This is a genomic window from Alteromonas infernus, from assembly GCF_902705815.1.
On record NZ_CACSIG010000032.1, the window covers coordinates 14,865 to 34,723 of the forward strand.

At 46.3% G+C, this 19,859-nt stretch carries 16 protein-coding genes; 4 read left to right on the plus strand and 12 right to left on the minus strand.

The annotated features are described in order from the left end of the window. Positions 1-120: 120 nt before the first annotated feature. The 7 genes from ACX5J7_RS08755 to ACX5J7_RS08785 form a co-directional block, all read right to left on the minus strand. Entirely contained in the window at positions 121-777 is a 657-nt protein-coding gene (locus tag ACX5J7_RS08755; protein ID WP_498706831.1) for a CDP-alcohol phosphatidyltransferase family protein, read from the minus strand. Then, positions 771-1,409 carry an ATP-binding cassette domain-containing protein gene (locus ACX5J7_RS08760; RefSeq protein ID WP_462834945.1) on the minus strand — a complete coding sequence of 213 codons (639 nt, stop codon included), beginning with the start codon at positions 1,407-1,409 and terminating at the stop codon, positions 771-773. The genes ACX5J7_RS08755 and ACX5J7_RS08760 overlap by 7 nt, the downstream gene beginning before the upstream one ends. Then, positions 1,399-3,144: an ABC transporter permease gene (locus ACX5J7_RS08765; protein WP_498706833.1), complete on the minus strand. Its 1,746-nt coding sequence runs from the start codon at positions 3,142-3,144 to the stop codon at positions 1,399-1,401. The genes ACX5J7_RS08760 and ACX5J7_RS08765 overlap by 11 nt, the downstream gene beginning before the upstream one ends. Continuing rightward, entirely contained in the window at positions 3,144-4,361 is a 1,218-nt protein-coding gene (locus ACX5J7_RS08770; RefSeq protein WP_498706834.1) for an ABC transporter substrate-binding protein, read from the minus strand. Before ACX5J7_RS08770 ends, ACX5J7_RS08765 begins: the two co-directional genes overlap by 1 nt. 91 nt (positions 4,362-4,452) lie before the next feature. Then, complete coding sequence (locus tag ACX5J7_RS08775; protein WP_498706854.1) at positions 4,453-5,334, minus strand: DUF547 domain-containing protein; 882 nt, start codon at positions 5,332-5,334, stop codon at positions 4,453-4,455. Positions 5,335-5,363: 29 nt separating this feature from the next. Next, positions 5,364-7,517, minus strand: coding sequence for a dihydrolipoyl dehydrogenase family protein (locus tag ACX5J7_RS08780; protein WP_498706836.1), 2,154 nt, complete (start codon positions 7,515-7,517; stop codon positions 5,364-5,366). 16 nt (positions 7,518-7,533) lie between these two features. Beyond that, positions 7,534-9,873: a TonB-dependent receptor gene (locus ACX5J7_RS08785; protein WP_498706838.1), complete on the minus strand. Its 2,340-nt coding sequence runs from the start codon at positions 9,871-9,873 to the stop codon at positions 7,534-7,536. Between the two features lie 166 nt (positions 9,874-10,039). Here ACX5J7_RS08785 and ACX5J7_RS08790 point away from each other — a divergent pair, with 166 nt between their 5' ends. Next, positions 10,040-10,450: a hypothetical protein gene (locus tag ACX5J7_RS08790; RefSeq protein WP_498706840.1), complete on the plus strand. Its 411-nt coding sequence runs from the start codon at positions 10,040-10,042 to the stop codon at positions 10,448-10,450. A gap of 85 nt (positions 10,451-10,535) precedes the next feature. On the opposite strand, the gene ACX5J7_RS08795 is transcribed toward ACX5J7_RS08790, so the two are convergent. Further along, on the minus strand, positions 10,536-11,000 hold the full coding sequence (locus ACX5J7_RS08795) for an EVE domain-containing protein (RefSeq protein WP_012518278.1): 465 nt from the start codon (positions 10,998-11,000) through the stop codon (positions 10,536-10,538). Positions 11,001-11,317: 317 nt separating this feature from the next. Between ACX5J7_RS08795 and ACX5J7_RS08800 the strand changes: the two genes are divergently transcribed. Next, on the plus strand, positions 11,318-13,771 hold the full coding sequence (locus ACX5J7_RS08800) for a YgiQ family radical SAM protein (RefSeq protein WP_498706841.1): 2,454 nt from the start codon (positions 11,318-11,320) through the stop codon (positions 13,769-13,771). Here the strand turns inward: ACX5J7_RS08800 and ACX5J7_RS08805 are convergent. The 3 genes from ACX5J7_RS08805 to ACX5J7_RS08815 form a co-directional block, all read right to left on the minus strand. Next, positions 13,768-14,172, minus strand: a complete 405-nt coding sequence (locus ACX5J7_RS08805; RefSeq protein WP_015067059.1) for a hypothetical protein — start codon at positions 14,170-14,172, stop codon at positions 13,768-13,770. The two genes, ACX5J7_RS08800 and ACX5J7_RS08805, sit on opposite strands and share 4 nt — an antisense overlap. Further along, the gene (locus tag ACX5J7_RS08810; protein WP_483379605.1) at positions 14,172-15,839 is read right to left on the minus strand and encodes a S41 family peptidase; all 1,668 of its coding nucleotides are present in this window, start codon (positions 15,837-15,839) and stop codon (positions 14,172-14,174) included. Before ACX5J7_RS08810 ends, ACX5J7_RS08805 begins: the two co-directional genes overlap by 1 nt. Before the next feature lie 315 nt (positions 15,840-16,154). Continuing rightward, positions 16,155-17,228: an SMP-30/gluconolactonase/LRE family protein gene (locus tag ACX5J7_RS08815; protein ID WP_498706856.1), complete on the minus strand. Its 1,074-nt coding sequence runs from the start codon at positions 17,226-17,228 to the stop codon at positions 16,155-16,157. Positions 17,229-17,460: 232 nt separating this feature from the next. Here ACX5J7_RS08815 and ACX5J7_RS08820 point away from each other — a divergent pair, with 232 nt between their 5' ends. Continuing rightward, complete coding sequence (locus ACX5J7_RS08820) at positions 17,461-18,039, plus strand: demethoxyubiquinone hydroxylase family protein (protein WP_498706843.1); 579 nt, start codon at positions 17,461-17,463, stop codon at positions 18,037-18,039. Positions 18,040-18,116: 77 nt separating this feature from the next. Further along, on the plus strand, positions 18,117-18,308 hold the full coding sequence (locus ACX5J7_RS08825; RefSeq protein ID WP_024016218.1) for a DUF8622 domain-containing protein: 192 nt from the start codon (positions 18,117-18,119) through the stop codon (positions 18,306-18,308). A 54-nt stretch (positions 18,309-18,362) separates the two neighbouring features. Here ACX5J7_RS08825 and ACX5J7_RS08830 read toward each other — a convergent pair whose 3' ends face one another. After that, positions 18,363-19,856, minus strand: a complete 1,494-nt coding sequence (locus ACX5J7_RS08830; protein WP_498706845.1) for a PepSY-associated TM helix domain-containing protein — start codon at positions 19,854-19,856, stop codon at positions 18,363-18,365. Positions 19,857-19,859 lie beyond the last annotated feature (3 nt).

Here is a 19,859-nt window from a genome sequence, read left to right on the forward strand (position 1 = left end):
AAACCTCTATCACAATACTTTTTCAACAATACGCGTTCTAACCCTTCACACATTGCCATCATAAACAGGTGTTTAAGCGGCCATAACACAAAGCTCACGGTTACACGCAGTTTATATTTATTAAGCTTGATGCTCGCGAGCGTTGTTAGCCTTTACGCTGCGCTCTACCTTATCGAGGGTGCTGAACCCTCCTGCAATACGCGTCACCACAGTAATCGCACAGGCTGCTGCAAAAATATAAGCCATTTCAGCGAAATATTGCGGCCAGATGCAAAATGCCAAAAACACTATAATAGTTTCAGTTCCCTCGGTTAGCCCTTGCATGTAATAAAAGCTTTTATTGGCAAACTGAGGCCTGGCTATCTGAAACTTTTCTGCGGCGATAGCAAAAGCTAAAAAACTACTTCCTGTACCAATAAACGTGGCTAATAACACCATAGCAGGGATACCCCAGTTGATAGGGTCTGCGATGCCAAACGCCAAAGGTATCGACGCGTAAAATAGAAAGTCTAAGCAGATATCCAAATATCCACCCGCGCTACTACTACTTTTCTGGTAGCGGGCTAGCTCGCCGTCTATACCATCCAAAACGCGATTGAAAATGATGCAGCAAAGCGCCACCCACCACCAGTTAAGAATAATAAAGGGAACAGCCAGTAAGCCAAGGACAAACCCGGCAAGGGTCACGTGGTTCGGCGCAACGCCCTGTTGATCAAGAAAGCTAATCAGGGGTTTTGATAGTGGCTTTATAAACGGGGTAATTTTTGCATCTAACATGGCGATAACTCAATTATTTGGCCGCCAGCAGCAATGGCGTCTTCTTTGTCGTGGGTAACCAGCACGGCGGGAATATTGCGCGCTTTAAGCTGCTCGAATGTCCAGCTTCGAATTTGCCCACGAAGCGCAAGGTCAAGCTTACTAAAGGGCTCGTCTAGCAAAACCACATCCGGCGCCGAAGCTAGCGTTCTTAATAACGACACTCTTGACTGCTGCCCGCCTGAAAGCGTATTTACACCACGCTGCCCCATACTCTCTAATTCAACAGCGCTCAACATGGTGTTAATGGCCTCCATCCTAGCGTGCGGATTACTGTGGCTATTTTTTGGCATGGCAAACGCTATGTTTTCAGCTACCGTCATATGTTCAAACAACAAGGCGTCTTGAAACATCATGCCCACTTTACGCAAATGGGCGGGTTTACGGTTAATCACGTTATTGTTGATTTTAATAATGCCGCTAACACTAAATGGCTCATAAAGTTGCCCGGCAATGGCTTGCAGCAAGGTAGACTTGCCCGCTCCACTTGGCCCCATCACTGTTAAAACTTGCCCTTTTTCTACGCATGCGTTTACGTTCAACAGCACATTTTCTGCACGAGAGATAACCAGTTTTTCTAAACTAAGTGCCATGTAATACTGCTCTACGTTTGTTTTTTTCTTTGATACTAGCGCCGCGGTTTTTCATTAAAACGCCAGGTAAATACCACGCAATCACAAAGCCAATTAAAGGCATTGCCCCCTGAATAATAACGTATACGGCAGTTAAGCGTGTACTGCTACCCGATACCGAGGCGACAGCTTCCGTCGTGATAGTCGCAATGGTGCCCCCCGAAGCTAACAAGGTGGGTAAATATTGACTAAAACTTATAGCTAGCCCTAATGCCCACGCCACCAATATAGCGTTAAGCATTAGAGGTAGCTTGATGCGATAGAACACCTGCCACGGCGTTTTCCCTAAACTCTGCGCAACCATGGCATAGCGATTGTCGAACTTGCGATAGGCTACCGCCATAGACAAAAACACATAGGGAACAACATACACCATGTGCGCAATGTAGGTGTGAAACCATACGGCGTTTTGCAAAACAAGCTGCTGGAACCACACTAACCCGTATAAAAATGCCACTCCGGGCACTAACAGTGGTAGAAAAAGCGATATTGAAAACGCGCTGTTGGCATGTCTAGCCGCCGGCTTTAGCTGTTCGCTTTCTAGCGTAAAGAGTACCAGTAGCATTGCCGATGTGCTCACTAACATGCCAAGTAATAGGCTATTTACAAGCGGTGTTGCCAGTGCCTCTAACGCGGTGCCCCAGTGTAAGAAAGTAACCCCTTCAGGCAGCAGCGCAGGAAAAGACCAATGCTTTGCTATTGAATACATTACAACCGCGTAGATCACTGTGCTTATCAATATCACGTAGAGTGAAACAATGCCGTATCCAATGCCTCGAACTAGGGCATCGGCACCGTGCCTGCGGCCTTTTATCAGGCTCTGTTTGCCTAAGTACATAAATAAATGTTCAACGGCGAAAAATAAGAGTAACGCTACCCCACTCACAGCCACCTGAAGCACCGCTGCACCGCTGGCCAGTAAGCGCATGGACAAATCAATATGATTAAACCAATGCATAATGGCAACGGCTAGGGTACTCGGATTATTGGAGCCAAGTATAAGCGGAATTTCAACGTTTGAGGTGGCGAACACCAACACCGCAAGTATGGGCAGCTTGATTTGCGTAAATATACTTGGTGCTACAAGTTTGAAAAAGCTTGCTGTGGGTGAATAACCAAGGGAAGCCCCCACGTTTACGTAGCCCAACAGTTTCTTTTTTATTAGCGGCTGAGACATCACACTAAGGGCCATTAAAATAATAAATGGCAACTCTTTAAGGCTTAACGCCAACAGTACGCTAAAGCCGAACTCATCATAAGGGAAAAAGCTGCTGCCTGCTACAGGGGGAACGTCATCACCGCCCAGCACCATGAGCCGAGCAAAAATACCTGAAGGACTTAATACAAACAATAAAGCAATGGCTGCTGCCGCATGAGGAAACACCAGAAACGGGCTAAGCAACCCTTGCACTTTTTCAAGCCACGAAGACTGATAAAAGGTAGCTAATAATAAAAACGCGCCAGCCATCGCCAGCAATGTTGACCCCACCCCAGTAAAAAGTGAAAGCCACACCATGTGCCAAATATCATCAAGAGCAAATAGCGTTCTAAAAACGTCTAGTGAGAAGCTGTTTGCGCCGATGGCAGGGAAATAACCTAGCGCAGGAAAAATTACGCCCACAAGCCCTGCTAATACGGGTATGCAAAGCAATAGCAGTAAACACCAGCGCATAATGCGCGTAAATTGCGCGAACATTAGTAACGCGCTCCGTAACGTTCGTACCATGCATCACGCAGCGCGTCGGTCCAGCTTGCATGAGGCTCGGCCAATAGAGCGGTCGGCTTCGATTTATCGAGTGCCGATGGATGCACTGCCTCTTTTTTAAATAATGCTTGTTGGGCATTAGTGAGGGTCGTCATATCGAGCACGGTGTCATCGCCCCATACGGTTATTTCCTGCTTCTTGGCTTGTGCTTGGGGTGAAAGCAAGAAATTCACAACGGTTTTCGCCGCCGCTTTACTTCCCGAGTTATAGGTTAACCCTATAAAGTGCACGTTTGCTAAGCTTCCGTCTTGCATAGCGTAAGTGCGCACATCTTCAGGTAAATCGAAGCGTGTGACCGCAGAGGGGATTTCCGATGCGGTAAAAGAAAATGCCAATGAAAGCTCGCCCGCCCCCACCAATCGCTGGAGCTGAGAGGCGTGTCTTAGCATATGTTCGCCTTGCTGCCACATAGTAGGGTGTAGCGCATCCAGATACTTCCATAAAGGGGGCAAAACAGTTTTTTGCGATGCGTCACTTACCGGTTGATAAAACACGCTGTGTTTGTCTTTGTTTAGCGCCAGCGCAGCATATTTAATAAAGCTGATGCCCAAATAGTCGCTAGGTACAGGGTAAGTGAATCTACCCGGGGCTTTTTGGCTAAATCGTAGAAGCTGTTCAGTGGTTTTCGGCGCCATAAGCCCTAGCGACTTCATGTGTTCACTACGATAGTAAAACACCATAGACGCTTTCCCCCAAGGTGCTTCCATGCCTAAAGTGGGCTCACCAAAGTCTGTGGTCATAGCGGAGTTTTCCTCAGGATTAGTGAGACTGAAATTATTAAGTTCACTTACCCACGAGGCACTCAGTAATCCGTGCTTTTTCATTGCAGCGAAGTTCTCGCCGTTTATCCATATAAGATCCACACTGCCATTGTCATGATTACCCGCTGCTTTTTCTGCCAGTACACGAGACACCGCATCACTGGTGTCAGCTAGCTTCACGTGTTGAAGCTCTATGTTAAAGCGGGTTTTAACTTGAAGTGCCACCCACTGAAGGTAGCCATTGACCTGGGCGCTACCACCCCAGGCATGAAATCGAACAAGAGGCGGTTTTTCGCTGGCTGCTTCATCGTTGGTGTTGCCCACCGCGGTTTGGGCTACAACAAATACCGAAAAAATGACCATACAGGTAAAAAAGAGTACCTGCATAGTGGTGAACAAGGGTCTATTTGTACTTAACTGTCCCTTAGCTTGCCGCCCTGAATTCAATTGGGAGGGATTCAGGGCACTACTGTTAACGCTACTGTGCAACATTAAGCGCCCAATCATAGTTAAGGTATTCAATATCAGCAGTGTTATTTTTTAACGCTGAAACTTGCGCTTCAGTTAACCGCATTGCGTCTTTATACAGCAAGATAAACTCATTGAGCGTTGACGTGTCGCGCCACTCGCCGTATTTACCTTCAAAGTCCTCACTGTACCAGTCGAATATTTTAGACAAATAGAGTGTGTCGCCACTCATTTTGTTACGAGTGCTGTCAGACAAAAATCGTTTTGTTTGCGCCTCTAACTGTTCATCTAGTTTATTCCCTGTGTAAGCTTCTTCTCGAAGCGCCGGGCAGCCTACGCTGGCGCAATTCACCGCAAAATGAATGCGAGGCTCATTATAAGTTTTTGTGGTTTGGTTTGTGCCGCGAATAAGTTCGTGTTCAATTTCATCTAACGTGCGAGTTTCACCAAGCAGCGGCGCTATTTCTTTTTTCCAAGGCGAAGTAAAGAAACTTCCCAAATCTCGAATGGAGTCGATACCTGGGTACTCAGTTAAAATAAGCGCAATGGTATAGGCGTTGTAAGCGTTAATAAGAAAAGCGAGCTGTTTATCCTTATCCCACGAATCAAATTTACTTTGCTCTACCTTAGATAAGCGCGCTAAATACTCGTTAAGCGTATTCCGCTCTTTTTTAAAGCCATCGTAATTTACCTGAGTGCTTGCGCCGTTGGAAATTGGCGTCACATACTTACTTAACAAATTATCGAACGTGCTATGCAAACCTTCTTCAGCACTAGCATAGAAACTTGCGCTTACAGCAAACAGCACTATGCTGCCTGCTGCAATTCTACGCGATGCTGAAATACCACGTGACACTGTAATACCTTGTAACAATAGGGCGATTTTACGCATAAAAGTGGTTAGAGTAGTTTTCACCTCTATTAACCTCTGCGCCATGTGTGGAATTTTTCAACGTAGCCTAAAAGTTTTTCAGGTGCATTAGCGCGCTTCCAATGCCCCGCTGCGTATTTCGCACCTTCAGCCCACGTAGGGTAAGCGTGGATAGTGCCTAGTATTTTGTTTAACCCTAGGTCGTGTTTCATGGCAATAACAAACTCAGCAAGCAAATCACCAGCGTGCTCAGAAACAATAGTAACGCCCAGTATTTTGTCCTTACCTGGCGGCGTAAGCACCTTTATAAATCCTTTACGCGCACTTTCGGCAACGGCTCGATCGAGTTCGGCAAATTCGTAGCGAGTTACTTCCACATCAATATCTTGTTCTGCAGCATCTCGCTCACTGAGACCTACCCTTGCCACTTCTGGGTCGATAAAGGTTGTCCAAGGAATAACCCGATAATCCACTTTAAACTTCTTAAATGTGCCGAAAAGTGCATTAACCGCCGCGTACCATGCCTGATGTGCGGCCACGTGAGTAAACTGATACGGTCCTACCACATCACCTGCTGCAAAGATATTTGGCATCAGCGTTTGCAGGTATTCGTCAGTGTCGATAGTTCTGTCAAACTTAATTCCCAAGTCTTCAAGACCAAACCCGTTTAAACGGGCCTTACGGCCCACCGCGATAATTACCTCATCATAAGCGATGGTGCTTTCGCCCCCCTCTTTCGCCACCACCAACACCTTTTCACCGTTTTGTCGCTCAAAACGAAGGGCATCATGGGATGTCAGAACATTTACCCCGCTTTCACGAAGTACAGATTCTGCATATTCAGCAACATCAGCGTCTTCTTTACCCATTAGCCGTGGTGCACGTTCAACTTGCGTAACCTTACTACCCAGGCGAGAAAAGGCCTGCGCCAGCTCACAGCCAATAGGCCCACCACCCAACACGATTAACCGTTTTGGCGATTCTTCAAGGTCAGCAAATTTAGACCATAAGGTGTCAGACGTAACATAACCACTTTGTTCGATACCCGGCAGGTCAGGAACAAAAGGCGCAGCACCGGTAGCAACAACAATGGTTTTCGTGGTTAGCGTTTGGGTGCCGCCATCATTCTTTTTAATCTCTACTGTCCAGGGATCGATGATCTTTGCATAGCCTTTCACTACATCAACACCTAAACTGGTGTAACGCTCTACACTGTCATTAGGCGCAATAGCCGCAATTATTTCGTGTACACGTGCCATCACTTTTTTAAAGGACATCGCAGGCGATACTGGCTCCAAACCATAGTTATCGGCATGGCGCATTTGGTTCGCCACTTTAGCGGTTTTTATAATGGCTTTACTGGGTACGCAGCCATAGTTAAGACAATCGCCCCCCATTTCCCCAGCCTCTACCAGCGTTACTTTCGCTTTCACCGCTGCCGCAATATAACTGGTAACCAATCCACCTGCACCGGCACCGATAACCACTAGGTTTCGGTCAAATTTCTTTGGTTTGTTGTAGCCTTTGTAAACACGGCGGCGACTAACAAGCGCCACTATGCCTTTGGCAATCCACGGGAAGATACCTAACAGCACAAAAGAAAAAATTAAACCTGGAGAAACAATGCCTGACAGGCTGTCAATTTGGGCCAGTTGAGTACCCGCATTAACGTAAACCGCCGTACCAGCTAGCATGCCTATCTGGCTTACCCAGTAGAATGTCCAGGTCTTTAGTGAGGTTAAGCCCATTAATAAGTTTATTAAAAAGAAGGGGAATACGGGCACTAAGCGCAACGTGAACAAATAAAATGCCCCCTGCTTCTCAACGCCTTCATCTATTTTCTTTAGCTTCTCTTTAAATTTATTGCGAACGGTGTCACGCAGGATAAAACGGGATACTAAAAACGCCAGCGTAGCCCCTACGCTGGAAGCAAACGACACAATAACTAAACCTTGTACAAGACCAAAAAGCGCACCCGCGGCCAAAGTTAGAATAGCTGCACCTGGCAGTGAAAGTGCGGTTACTGCGACATAAATAGCAAAGAACACCCCAATACTTAAAACCGGATTGTCTGCAATTTGGCTTTTGAACGTATCGAGGGAACCTTTCATTCCCTCGAGGGTTAAATAGCTATTTAAATCAAAATAAAAAAAACTAAAAATGGCGGCTGCAATAACCCCTAGTAGCGCTATCTTTTTAAACATCAATAATCCTTAGCGCTTAGAACGCGTATTGCATGGTAATTTGAGCGTGACGAGGCACGTTCGGCATGACTAGAGTCGCACCAAAATACCCGCCTTCAAAAAGTGGCTGCCAGTTTTCTTCGTCAGTGATATTCATTACATCTAGGCGAACGCGAAGCGCATCGGTAACCTGATAGTCGGCGTTTAAATCAACCGTATATTGGTCGCGAATATGCACGGTTTGTAAAAAGTCTAACGGGAAAGATTTGGTGTAAAGCGCGCTGGCACCCACTTGGAAACTGTCGGTAATTTGCCAGCCGGCATTAATAGACTCGATTTGAGGCGGAATACCTTGTACGCGAGTATTTGATGCAGGAAACGCGGCAAACGTCGGCGATCCCACTCCCGTCCCCTCAATAATATCTGGGCGACTGTTATCAAACGCGTCTATCACCTGAGCCGTGCCTTGAAACGCTGCAGAGTCATCGAAGCGAGCGTCTAAGTAGCTGTAAGCAGCATTTACCCATATATCATTGCCTTGATAGAACATTTGCAGTTCAAAGCCGCTGGTCTTAACGCCGCTATTGCTGCCATCGCGATTGCGTAAGCTACGGGTTTGCTCAAACACTGCCGCTTCAGCATACCATTGGCTGTTTGGCGCGTATTTTACCCCTGCTTCGTACAAGGTATTTTCGGTAGCAAAATTAAGCGGGTTAATTTCATTATTACCGCCCAATACTGTGCCCCCCGCCATACTGTTTGACGTAGCATCGTTTTCGGAAAACGCAGCATATACGTTGATGTCACCGGTGAGTTTGTAAACCGCGCTTAACTGATAGCTAGTCAACGTATCGCTATAGGTATCAGACGCTGCCGTCACTCCCTCCGGCGCTAGAGGGTCGCGGGCTTCAACATCGTAATAATCTACTCTAACGCCAGCAATGGTTGAGAACTTGTCTGTCCATGTAGAGCGTTGCTGTAGCGCCAACCCAGTTTGCCACGATGTAGAATCTGTGGTGTCTGACAGGTTAAAATCGCCGTTACCATCGCCATCGAGGTCATATTGCGCCCCAGGCGACAAAAATACGCCTGGGCGTAATTCAACCAAACGGGCTTTTTGTGCATCGGTAAGCGGTATAACTCGGTTTGAAATCGGGCCAGTTAAATCAATAGGGTTGTCAGCTTCGGTGGTAAATTGGCTGTAGCCCAGCACGTCGTTATAGCGAAGCGCCAAGCCTATGGTAGTAAGTTGGCTATCGCTCCACTGGTAATCAAGTTCAGTGCGGTTTTCAAACGTATCGGCACCGTCAATAATTTCCACAAAGCTATTTTGCGCAATCTCTTCGCGCTCTAAGTACTGATAATACGTAATGTTGCGAAGGGTCGCGTTATCGGTCAGTTTGTATTCTACGTTACTTCGGATAACCGTAGTTTCAGCACCGTTAATGTCATCTGGGTTGGTAAATACACGGCTTCGAGGAATAACTACTTCACCCGTAGGTGAAATAATAGCCCCTGCACCAGCTACTGCGCTGCCATTTGGCTGAGTGCCTTGCCCTGTAATATAAACCCCGTTATCGATAAGGTCTTGAGTTGGACGGTTGATGCCTGCGTTATCTGGATAATCTGTATCGTAATATTCCGCACTGATATCCCACGTTAATGCATTGCTTGGGGTATAGCGGTAGGCCACGAATAAGTTGGTACTTTCACGCTCGGCAAAGTCATAAAAGCTGCCGTGATCTAGGTATTCCGCACTGAAGCGAATACCGCTTTTACCTTCTTCTATCGCCGTGCCGTAGTCTACTTGAGCTGAATACTGATCCCAGCGCCCGGCGCGAAGGGTAGCTTTACCGCTACTTTGACTAGTAGGCGCAACCTTAGTTTGCAAGTTAACAAAGCCGCCATTGCGCTGTGTACTTCCAAACAGCACCGGCGATGGCCCTTTCACTACGTCAATTTGCTCTACGCTATTAAATGACAATGGCAACCCAAAACCATTATTACCGGCCTGACGACGCACGCCGTCTTGAAAGAGTTCACCTAGCTGACCGCGAATACTTGGCAAGCTGGGTGTACCGAATCCGCTTGAAGCGTAGGCATTAGGGGCTGCCTTTACGATATCGTGTAAATCATTAATGTTAAGGGCTTCTATCGCTTCTGCCGACAGTGACGTTACTGCACGAGGTGTTTCTGCTGCGCTTAAACCACTACCAAAAATACCTTTTAGCGTATTGTCGCCTGGGTTTAGCGTATTTAAGCTTTGTTGATTGCCTGTTACTTCTACTACTTCAATATCTGATACTTGCTGGGCAGCTAACGACTGACTGATGGCAAGCGAAAGTGTGCTAACGGCTAAGCCGATTACTCTTTTCATTAACGATTCCGTATTTTTATTTATTATTTGACTAGACCGATACGTGTCACAAAAAATTTCAGTACATTAATTTTCGAAAAAATATTAAAAAACAAAAATTTAGTTGAATTTTTTGCATTGAACAGTCGTTCTAATATGCTTGCACTATTATACTTTTGGAGCATGTATGCAAAACAACACAGATATTCAAAACCGACTGGAATGGTCGTTACTTTCTCTTCGCGTCACTATTTTTATCGTTATGTTTGTTTGGACCCTAGACAAATTTGTTAACCCCGCACACGGCATGGCCATTTTTGAAAAACTTTATGGCATTGGCGGCGTGCCTGAAATGGCTGTCTACGTAATGGGGGCATTGCAACTAGCCTTAGTTTTAGCCTTTGTAGCAGGGCTAGCTAAAAAGTACACCTATGGTCTTATTTTCATTCTTCACGGCGGGTCTACCCTTTCGTCTTTCCCGCAGTATTTAGATGCCTTTAATCACTTACTGTTTTTTGCCGCATGGCCTATGTGGGGCGCGTGCTTTGCACTTTTCCTATTGCGCGATGCTGACACTAAACTTGCCTTTGGCAAATAGTAAGCATTAGTTAGGGCAACTGCGCATTATCGTGTTGGCAAGTTGCCCTTGCCATGATGTATCTCAAAGCGTTGAACCGGGCTTTTTAGCCTTTCGCAGCAGCGTACAGCTGCTGCCACTCGCCCTCTTGTACCGGCATTATTGATAACCTTCCGCCTTTTTTAACTAAAGGTAGCTCAGTAATACCTTCCATACTTTTAATCACAGAAAGTGGCAGTACGCTGGAAAACTTTTCTACAAACTTCACATCCACACGAAACCAACGCGGGTTTTCTTCGCTGGATTTAGGATCGTAGTATTTTGACTCAGGGTTAAACTGTGTGGTGTCTGGGTACCCGTCTTTCACCACTTCTGCAACGCCTGCAATACCAACTAGTTTGCAGCTGGAGTGATAAATAAACACCTTATCGCCTAGCTTTACGCCATCACGTAAAAAGTTACGGGCTTGGTAGTTTCTTACGCCATCCCATGGTTCAGTTTGCTCAGGACGGTTTGCCAAATCATCAATAGAGAATGCATCGGGTTCGGTTTTAAATAGCCAATATGCCATGTTATAAAAATGTCTCTTAGTTTTATTTAAAAAGGTTTTTGCTCGTGAAAGCCTAAGCAACGGGTTCACTTCAAGAAGCGGCAACTAGCGCTCTTACCTAGTCTGGCATTACATAAAATTGAGGTACGCACATACGAAACCCCAAGCAATAATCGCCGTGCTGCAACATTGCAATTTTGTACAAGTATACAAAGCACTTTTATTTAATGACAGTGCTATACCGTACCTGTCCCAAGACTGCTATAATTACGCCATTATTCTGTGTCGCAATTCAATTGCGCTTCAGCAACTCTCTGTTTTTTCTAGATGTGATTACTATGCAAGCCACCATTAAGGCCGACCGCGGTCTGTTTTCTTACCCTAAATATTGGCCACACTGTTTGGGTACTGCGCCATTCTTACCTATGTCTAAGGAAGAGATGGATGCCCTTGGTTGGGACAGCTGTGACGTTATTTTGGTAACCGGTGATGCCTATGTCGATCACCCTAGTTTCGGCATGGCGGTTATTGGTCGTGTACTTGAGGCCCACGGGTTCAGAGTAGGCATTATTTCTCAGCCCGATTGGAAGAGCAAAGACGACTTCATGAAGTTAGGTAAGCCAAACCTGTATTTTGGTGTTACCGCCGGCAATATGGACTCCATGATTAACCGCTACACATCGGATAAAAAACTTCGCCACGACGATGCCTACACGCCTGGCAACGTAGGTGGTAAGCGCCCGGATCGCGCTGTTACCGTTTACTCGCAGCGCTGCCGCGAGGCCTTTAAAGGTGTTCCGGTTATTGTAGGTGGCATTGAAGCGAGTTTGCGCCGTATTGCTCATTACGACTATTGGAGCGAAAAAGTACGCCGTTCGGTATTATTCGACTCTAAAGCTGACATGCTGTTTTTCGGTAACGCTGAGCGCCCGCTTGTTGAAGTCACTCACCGCTTAGCGGCAGGCGAAGATATTGCCGATTTGCGCGACATTCGTGGCACTGCCATTATCGTTAAAGAAGCACTGCCAGAGTGGCAAGGCGTGGACTCTACCTCATTAGATAGGCCTGGCAAGATAGACCCAATATCAAGCCCCTATCAAATGGAGCCTGAATGCGATTCACAAGACAAAGACACCAAAAGTAGCGAAGCGCCAGAAGCTGCGCCTATTGTAATTCAGCCGCCGCAGAAAGAAAAAGAAAAGCGTAAGCCTTGGGAGAAGGTTTACGTTAAGCTGCCTGCTTTTGAGACAGTTAAAGACAACAAGGTGTTATATGCGCACACCTCGCGTATTTTGCACCAAGAAACGAATCCCGGCTGTGCCCGCGCTTTAATGCAGCGCCATGCTGATAGACACATCTGGATTAACCCGCCGGCGATGCCTCTTGAAACCGAAGAAATGGATGCGGTGTTTGACCTACCCTATCAGCGTGTTCCGCACCCAGTGTATGGCGATGCTAAAATTCCCGCTTACGACATGATTCGCTTCAGCATTAACATTATGCGCGGGTGTTACGGCGGCTGCACGTTCTGCTCTATTACCGAACACGAAGGGCGCATTATTCAAAGTCGTTCTGAAGACTCCATCATTCGCGAAATTGAACAAATTCGCGACACGGTACCCGGTTTCACTGGCGTTATATCAGACTTAGGCGGTCCAACGGCGAACATGTATCGCCTTCGTTGTAAGAGCCCTAAAGCAGAAGCAACCTGTCGTCGACCTTCATGTGTTTACCCCAGCATTTGTGCGCACATGGACACCGATCACAAGCCAACTATCGACTTATATCGTCGTGCTCGCGAATTGCCAGGTATTAAGAAAATCCTGATTGCTTCGGGCGTACGTTACGACTTAGCGGTAGAAGACCCGGAATACGTGAAAGAACTTGCCCTTCACCACGTAGGAGGCTATTTGAAGATAGCTCCAGAACACACCGAAGACGGCCCGTTATCTAAAATGATGAAACCGGGCATGGGCAGCTACTACCGCTTTAAAGAGCTTTTTGATAAGTATTCACAGGAAGCAGGTAAAAAGCAGTATCTGATCCCGTACTTCATTGCGTCGCACCCGGGCACCACTGACGAAGACATGTTAAGTCTTGCGATTTGGCTTAAAGAAAACAAATTTAAACTCGATCAGGTGCAAAACTTCTATCCGTCGCCAATGGCCACGGCAACTACCATGTACCACACCGAAGTGAATTCACTGCGCAAAGTAACCAAAGACAGTGAAGACGTACCATCTGCTAAAGGTGAAATTCACCGCAGACTGCACAAAGCGATGTTGCGTTATCATGACCCGAAAAATTTTGCGCAAATCCGTGAAGCGCTTAAGCGTATGGGGCGCGAAGATTTAATTGGTCGCGGTCCTCAGCACCTCGTTCCACCAGAAACGGCAGATGAGAAGCGTCAAAAAGCGCAAAAAGGCCGTCGGGGCGAACGCGCGCTAACCAAACACACCGGGCTTCCACCCTCGTTTCAAGGCAAAAACGGGAAAGGGAAAAGTTCAGACCGTAATGTAGGCAATAAAAACAGCCGAAATAACGGCGGCAATAAACAGCAAGGCACACGCAAACAGGAAACTGGCAGCGGCGGGCCTGAAAGTCGTAACGGCCACAGTGACAATAGAAATCGTGCTAATACTAGCAAGGCAAATAGCGGTACGGGCAATAAGCCGCAATCGCACTCAAAAACAGCCAAGCATGCAAAAGCGCTAGTAAACAACGCGGCTAAAAAAACGCCCAGCGTTAGTCAACGCTGGGCGTTTTGCATTTATAAAGCAAACTTGGGTTAGACTTTGGGTGCAGCCTCACACACAACATTATCTAAGGTGGCTAGCTCACCGGTTTGCTCGTTGCGTAATAAGCACTGTTTACCATTAGTTAAAAGCGTAAAGCTAAATATCGGGTTATTGTGCCTGCCATCAATGGGCAGACCTCTGCTATCCATCTGCGCTTTTCGCTCAATAGTCACCTTCGAAGACTGGCTAAACACGTCATCGGCAACGGTAATCTTAACGCCGCCAAACCACTCGCTAATGGTGTTTTCGATAGCCTGTTTTTGACTGGCCGTGATAGACATGGTTCGGGCTTCATGCATATCATCACCTTGGGTTGCTGCACAACCACTTGTTAGCGCAAGGGATGTGAATAGAGCCGTCGCCACCATCACCCTTTTTTTTACAAAAAACGGCATCACTCGCGTTCCTTTATAATTGGTTGATTTATTTTATTGTGTAAAATAAACGTCTCTTTGCGTGTTTGTGGCTTATCGATGGCAATAAGCTTTTGTCCTGCCAGCGCGCTTTGGCTCTCGCTTTGATTAAAGCCTAACGCCTCGATATTGGCAACAGCGCTTGAAGCAACCACCTCAGGGCATGACCCCGTAGCGGCATACTGTAACGTAGCAGACAGCATTCCTTCATCTGGGTCACCTAAACTTGCGGTAAAGTCATCTTCCACTTCACACCCCGGCAACTCAAAGTCGAAGTTTGGTGTGGTGGTGGGCATAAAGCCGTCGGCGTAGTCGCCAAAACCTTTATTATTTATCCCCTGAAATTGAATAGTGAAATACGTCTCGCCACAATTATCGGTAGGATAGAAACCATAGGGCTTACCGCAAGTTGTCGAGCCAATTTGTACCACTTCAACGTCGATACCGCGAAGCGCATTCATCACCGCTTCACTTGCTGAGCAGGTTGCATCGGTTGCAATAACGTACACTCGCGTTAGCGACAAGCTAGGCAATAGCGTATCGGTAAGTAAACCTGCATCGTAATCAATTTCTGTGCTGTAAAATGGTGTAGGACGGACAGTTTCCCCTGTAACAGGGTTGGTCGATGGGTTTTTGTCATTAAATCGCAAGGTTTCAAAAATGGCATCGTTAGTTTGATTAGGCCCAGCCACCATAAAGGAAAGCTGCGACGCTAACGCCAAACGCCCCCCTCCGTTATAGCGCAAGTCCATAACTAACTCTGTTACGTTTTGCTCCACGAAAGTATCGAAGGCATTAATTAAGCCTTCTTGCGCAGTAACGATAAAGGTATTGAATTGGAAGTACCCTACCTTTCCTCTTTCGGTCTCTAGTACTTTAACATTTTGAACAGGCGTTACGCTTATATCACCCGAGGTGATTTCCACCGAGGTTGTGGTGCCATCAACCAACTCGAATTCAAAATTGGCTGTCGTGCCTGCGTCATCTGGAAACAGAGCGGCATTAATAGCATCTACACCTTGCTGGGTATTATCATTAACAAAATCAACGCCGTTGATGCTTAACACTTTGGCCCCTCGCGGCACTTCTGCCAAAGCGGCGGGCGACCCGGGCTCGGTGAAACGAACGGTTAGCTGTCTAGGTACTGTAGTTGACCCGAATTCCCAATCAAACCCGTAACCCGACGATATACCCGACTGAGATAATTCGTTGTATTCTGCTGTATCTTGCGAAAAATGAAAGTTGTCTTTTGGCGTACCGCTTGGTGTAAGTTCGGTGGTTTTTAGCTGATCGAAATAGGCTAAAACCGAAAAATTTTCCGGGTCGTTATCGTCTACTTCGTCATACCAAAGGTAAGTATCGTTAGTCCAAGAGCGCAGCCATAACTTTTCATCCATTGCTGTGCCTTGCGTATCGGGGTAAGCCCTTCCTGTAAATGGGTCAATGCCGCTTCGAGGGGTTTCGCATTTCGCAATAAATTGGGATTGCGGCTCGTAAACGCCCGCTTCCCACTCTGGCTCACTCGTGACAGGCGTCGTCGGCGTAGTGGCCACAGGAGGATTATTAGACGAGCCTCCCCCGCCACCACAGCCACCAAGAAGAGTAACCATTACCGCCAATGCCACCGAAGAATACGTATACGCTTTCATGTTCAGAAAAATGTCCTTTTTTAAATACGGCTGACCTAAAATAGTAAAACAGTACTACACGCACTTTTTAGCATAGACGATATTGACACAACCTAGAAAGGGTAACTACTTAACAAATGTTTAAAATGTTTCTAAATGTAAAATGTAGGTAGGGGTTGCTGCTCGGCCCAATAACGTATTCATTTACGTATTCATTTACGTATTCAATAACGAACTATGCCTGCATCATCGTAGCTAACGCCCTTTTGCCTTGTTTTTTTAAACCCACAACGCATGTTTACAGTAAATAGGCGCTATACTCATGGCGCGTTCGCACTACTCTTTTAGACCTAACACGCCCACAGCAGTGGCTGTTAAGCTACTAATATACAGCTCTTCATCGGTTTCAATTGCGCCCGTTGTGAAAGGAAATGCGCCTGTTGGGTCTTGCAAGCTTAGCTCTATTTCTCCGCGTTCACTTATTTTTATTAGATGGCCATATGCTTGCCCCTGTGGGCGAAGAAGCTTAGGAAGTCGTTGCACTATTTTCCGTAAAAAAGGACTATCGGCGAGTTTATCAACAGCGCTTGAACGCGGTGATGCCAGCCCCACGTAATAGCCACCGTTTCTTGCCGCACTTATGTTATCGGGAAAGCCGGGCAAGTTATCAATGACGATATCAACCTGACCGGACCTTGGCCCACCTAGCCAATAGCGTAGCACCCGGTAGTTTCCCGTTTCATTAACTAAAACTGACGCTTGGTCATGGCTAACCGCTACTCCATTAGCAAAGACTAAACCATCCATAATGACCTTGCTTTTACCCGTTGAAGGGGTGTATTCGATTAGCCTACCATTCCCTCTGTGCTCTAAAATTTCAAGCAAACTTGCATTTAGGGTGCCACCAAACGCTTTGGCTGAAAACTTGGTGGTCGCGTCGGTAAAGTACACCTTCCCATTTTCTGCGATATCCACATCATCTGCATAAACAACAGGAGTGCTGTTTACGCTATCAACCAGCACAGAGAGTACGCCAGCAGTATCTATCTTAAGTAACCCAAGGTGGGCATCGGCGATTAGAAGGTTTCCTTTACTATCGTACTCAATGCCTAGGGGGCGACCGCCCGTATTTACCCAGGGAGAAAAGGTACGCTCGCCTTTTTTCTTTAACAGAATGGCACCTGAATGGCTCGATGTCGCCAAGGTTCCTTCATGGTTTAACGCAAAGTCCTCTGGCCCATAGTCGTCGCCCAGATCAATAAGGGTTAAATCGGAAAGCCGTGTGTTTTCGGCGAATTTACCTTCAAATCCTTTATTGGCAGGTGATTGCCATGAAACTGGCGCTATGGGTACAGGCCATAACAGTAGGTAAAGGGCAATTAACACACCGATCAACCAAGCCACTTTCATTAGCACTCTCCCCATATTAATACGCTTTCTATTTAGCTTGCGCTTAGGTTTTCCCCACAATAGCAAGCAAACTTTCAACACGCCCCTTTCGTTTTTGAATAATGAACTATTACTCAATAGCTGTTTTTTAAGGGGTTAATATGACAATGCTTTTTGCGCATTACAAATTCGTAAAGTGGCATCTATAAACAGGTTTCGCGCGTTTCATAATAAAATGCTGTAAAGGTGCATCATGTCATTTTATTCAAAAACACTCGAAGCTTCGTACGCCAAGCAGATAGACAGAGAGTTACGGGCAAGCCATGCTGGTGAAACCGGTGCGGTTTGGATATACCGAGGCGCAATATTTGCCGAATTCATCCTAAGCTTATTTAATATTATGCGCTCGACAAGGGATACCAAAGTCTTCATTCAAGAGCATCTAAAAACTGAAAAGCAACACCTGAATCTTTTTGAAACTGAAATGCCGCTTTTCAGAGGAAGCTTTATTCTGCCCCTATGGGTAGCGGCTGGTTTTATTACAGGTTTTGTCCCTCGCATATTAGGTAAAGACTGGTTTTTCTATACGATTTACAGTGTAGAGAAATTTGTCGACACCCATTACGAAAAGCAATGTAGCAAATTGGTAATGCAACCGAACCCGCCATCAAACGTCATTAACCGGTTCAAACGGTGTCAGATGGACGAACAGCATCACAGAGACGAGGCACAATCTCAAATCGCAACGAAAGTCACGCTGCCTATGAAACTGTGGGGGCGCTTAGTACGCGTAGGTTCATCGGCCGCAGTTACAATCGCGAAGATTATTTAGAGGAATAATCCACGCACTAAATAGAACCATGATAGATTAAAATAATTACCTAATTCTCAGCATCATGGAAAGAATGAATGGGCAAAAAAGACAGAATTAGACCACCAAAGCCTTGCGATATATGCAGTAAAGAAGCAGACGTACAATTTAGAATTCAAACAAACGAGAGTGGTAACTGGCGTATAGTGTGTAAAACATGCCAAGAACAGGCAGCAAGTAGCGCGGGTTATCTCTACGGTGGAACATGGAAAAGAAAAAAGCGCAATTAGCGCCTACGCGTTCTCACGGGCAGGCGCTAACTGCGCGGTTAACGTTAACGCTACTTAAGCACTCGCACCCTCTGCGCTATTGCCTTGACTAGCCTGCCCCGCGCTGCCAGTTTTGTCTTTTTTCACCTTTGCTTGTTCAGTGCTAGCACGTTTTATTAATGTGCGGGCACGGTATACGCTCCAGATGACGTAAACCGCCATGGGAATATTCAGCTGTAACGAAGCAATAGTAAATGTTGCACTACCATGCACCGCCACGTAAGCAACAAGCAACATGAGTACGCTAAGCCCCGATATCAATAGCCACATAGGCTTAGTTAACGCCTTAACCGCCACCGTTACCCCAGTATTTAATAGCATTAAACACCAAAACACCGCTACTAAAGACCCCGTGAAAAACATATCTGCAATGGCAGTAAATGCTAATGCGCTTACACTTCCCCAAACCGTTGCGTACCAAAGGCGACTAGCCAGCGGTGGATGTGCTTTTTTAGACAGCCAAATCTCCATGCCCGATACGCATAACATCGTTAGCATTACACCCAAGACAAAGTAAAGCCATTTACTGACCAGTCCAGCGAAGTCACCAAAATGTAGTCGGTACATTGACCACAATAGCTGCTTACCCCATTCTCCGTTTTCATAACCCGCAACGCCTATATAATTACCCGCGGTATCAAAGCGGTAGCCTTCAGCGTAAATCATTCGATTAGGGGCCTTCGCGTAGATTTCTATAAATTGCTCAGGCTCCCCCACTTCATGTACGGTTAAAAAGATAGGGGATTTCTCAGGGGCCAAGGTTTCCATTTGAGCAAATGCTTTGCCGATAGCCGGTTTGCCTTCTTGAGGCACTAAGACCGGGTCTGGTGTGAATATTTGATCCACTACGGCATCTCTGTCCCCCCCATAATTAAGCGTAGCAATGACAATAAGAATAATGCCCGCCAGCCCAAAGTAGGTGCCGGTAATACCGATAACTAGATGAAATGGCGATGCCCAAAGGCCGAAGCGATTATGCAGGTCTATTTGGGCTTGCTGACCATTACCCCCGCGTCTTAGCTTAAATGCATCTTTAGTGATACGTTTATGTGCAATAATCCCTGTGATGACAAGCGTACAAATAACTGCACCTAGCGCACTGACTAAAATCATCCCCCAACTGTGTGGTAAATTTAAATAAAGGTGTAAATCCACCAGCATTTGAGTAAAAGATACGCTTTCCTTTTCAATCAAGTTGCCTTCATTGTCGGCGAAGTAAGCAACATGATCATTTTCAACAACCAGTCGCGGAATATCTGATGTAGGGAACACCACGAAGAGGTGATGAGATTCTTCGGTGTGCCGCGACAAAAAGCTATCCATGGCTTTTTCAACGACTTCTGGCGACACATTTTCCATTTCGGTAATGTGCGGCTGCTCCCATCGCTCAAACTCGAAATGAAATACAGCAATGGTTCCCGACAAACACACAAGAAAAAGAAGTACGCTCAGAAACACGCCTACCCACGTATGTGCATTTAATGCATTTTGTTTGGTTATTTTATCCATTAT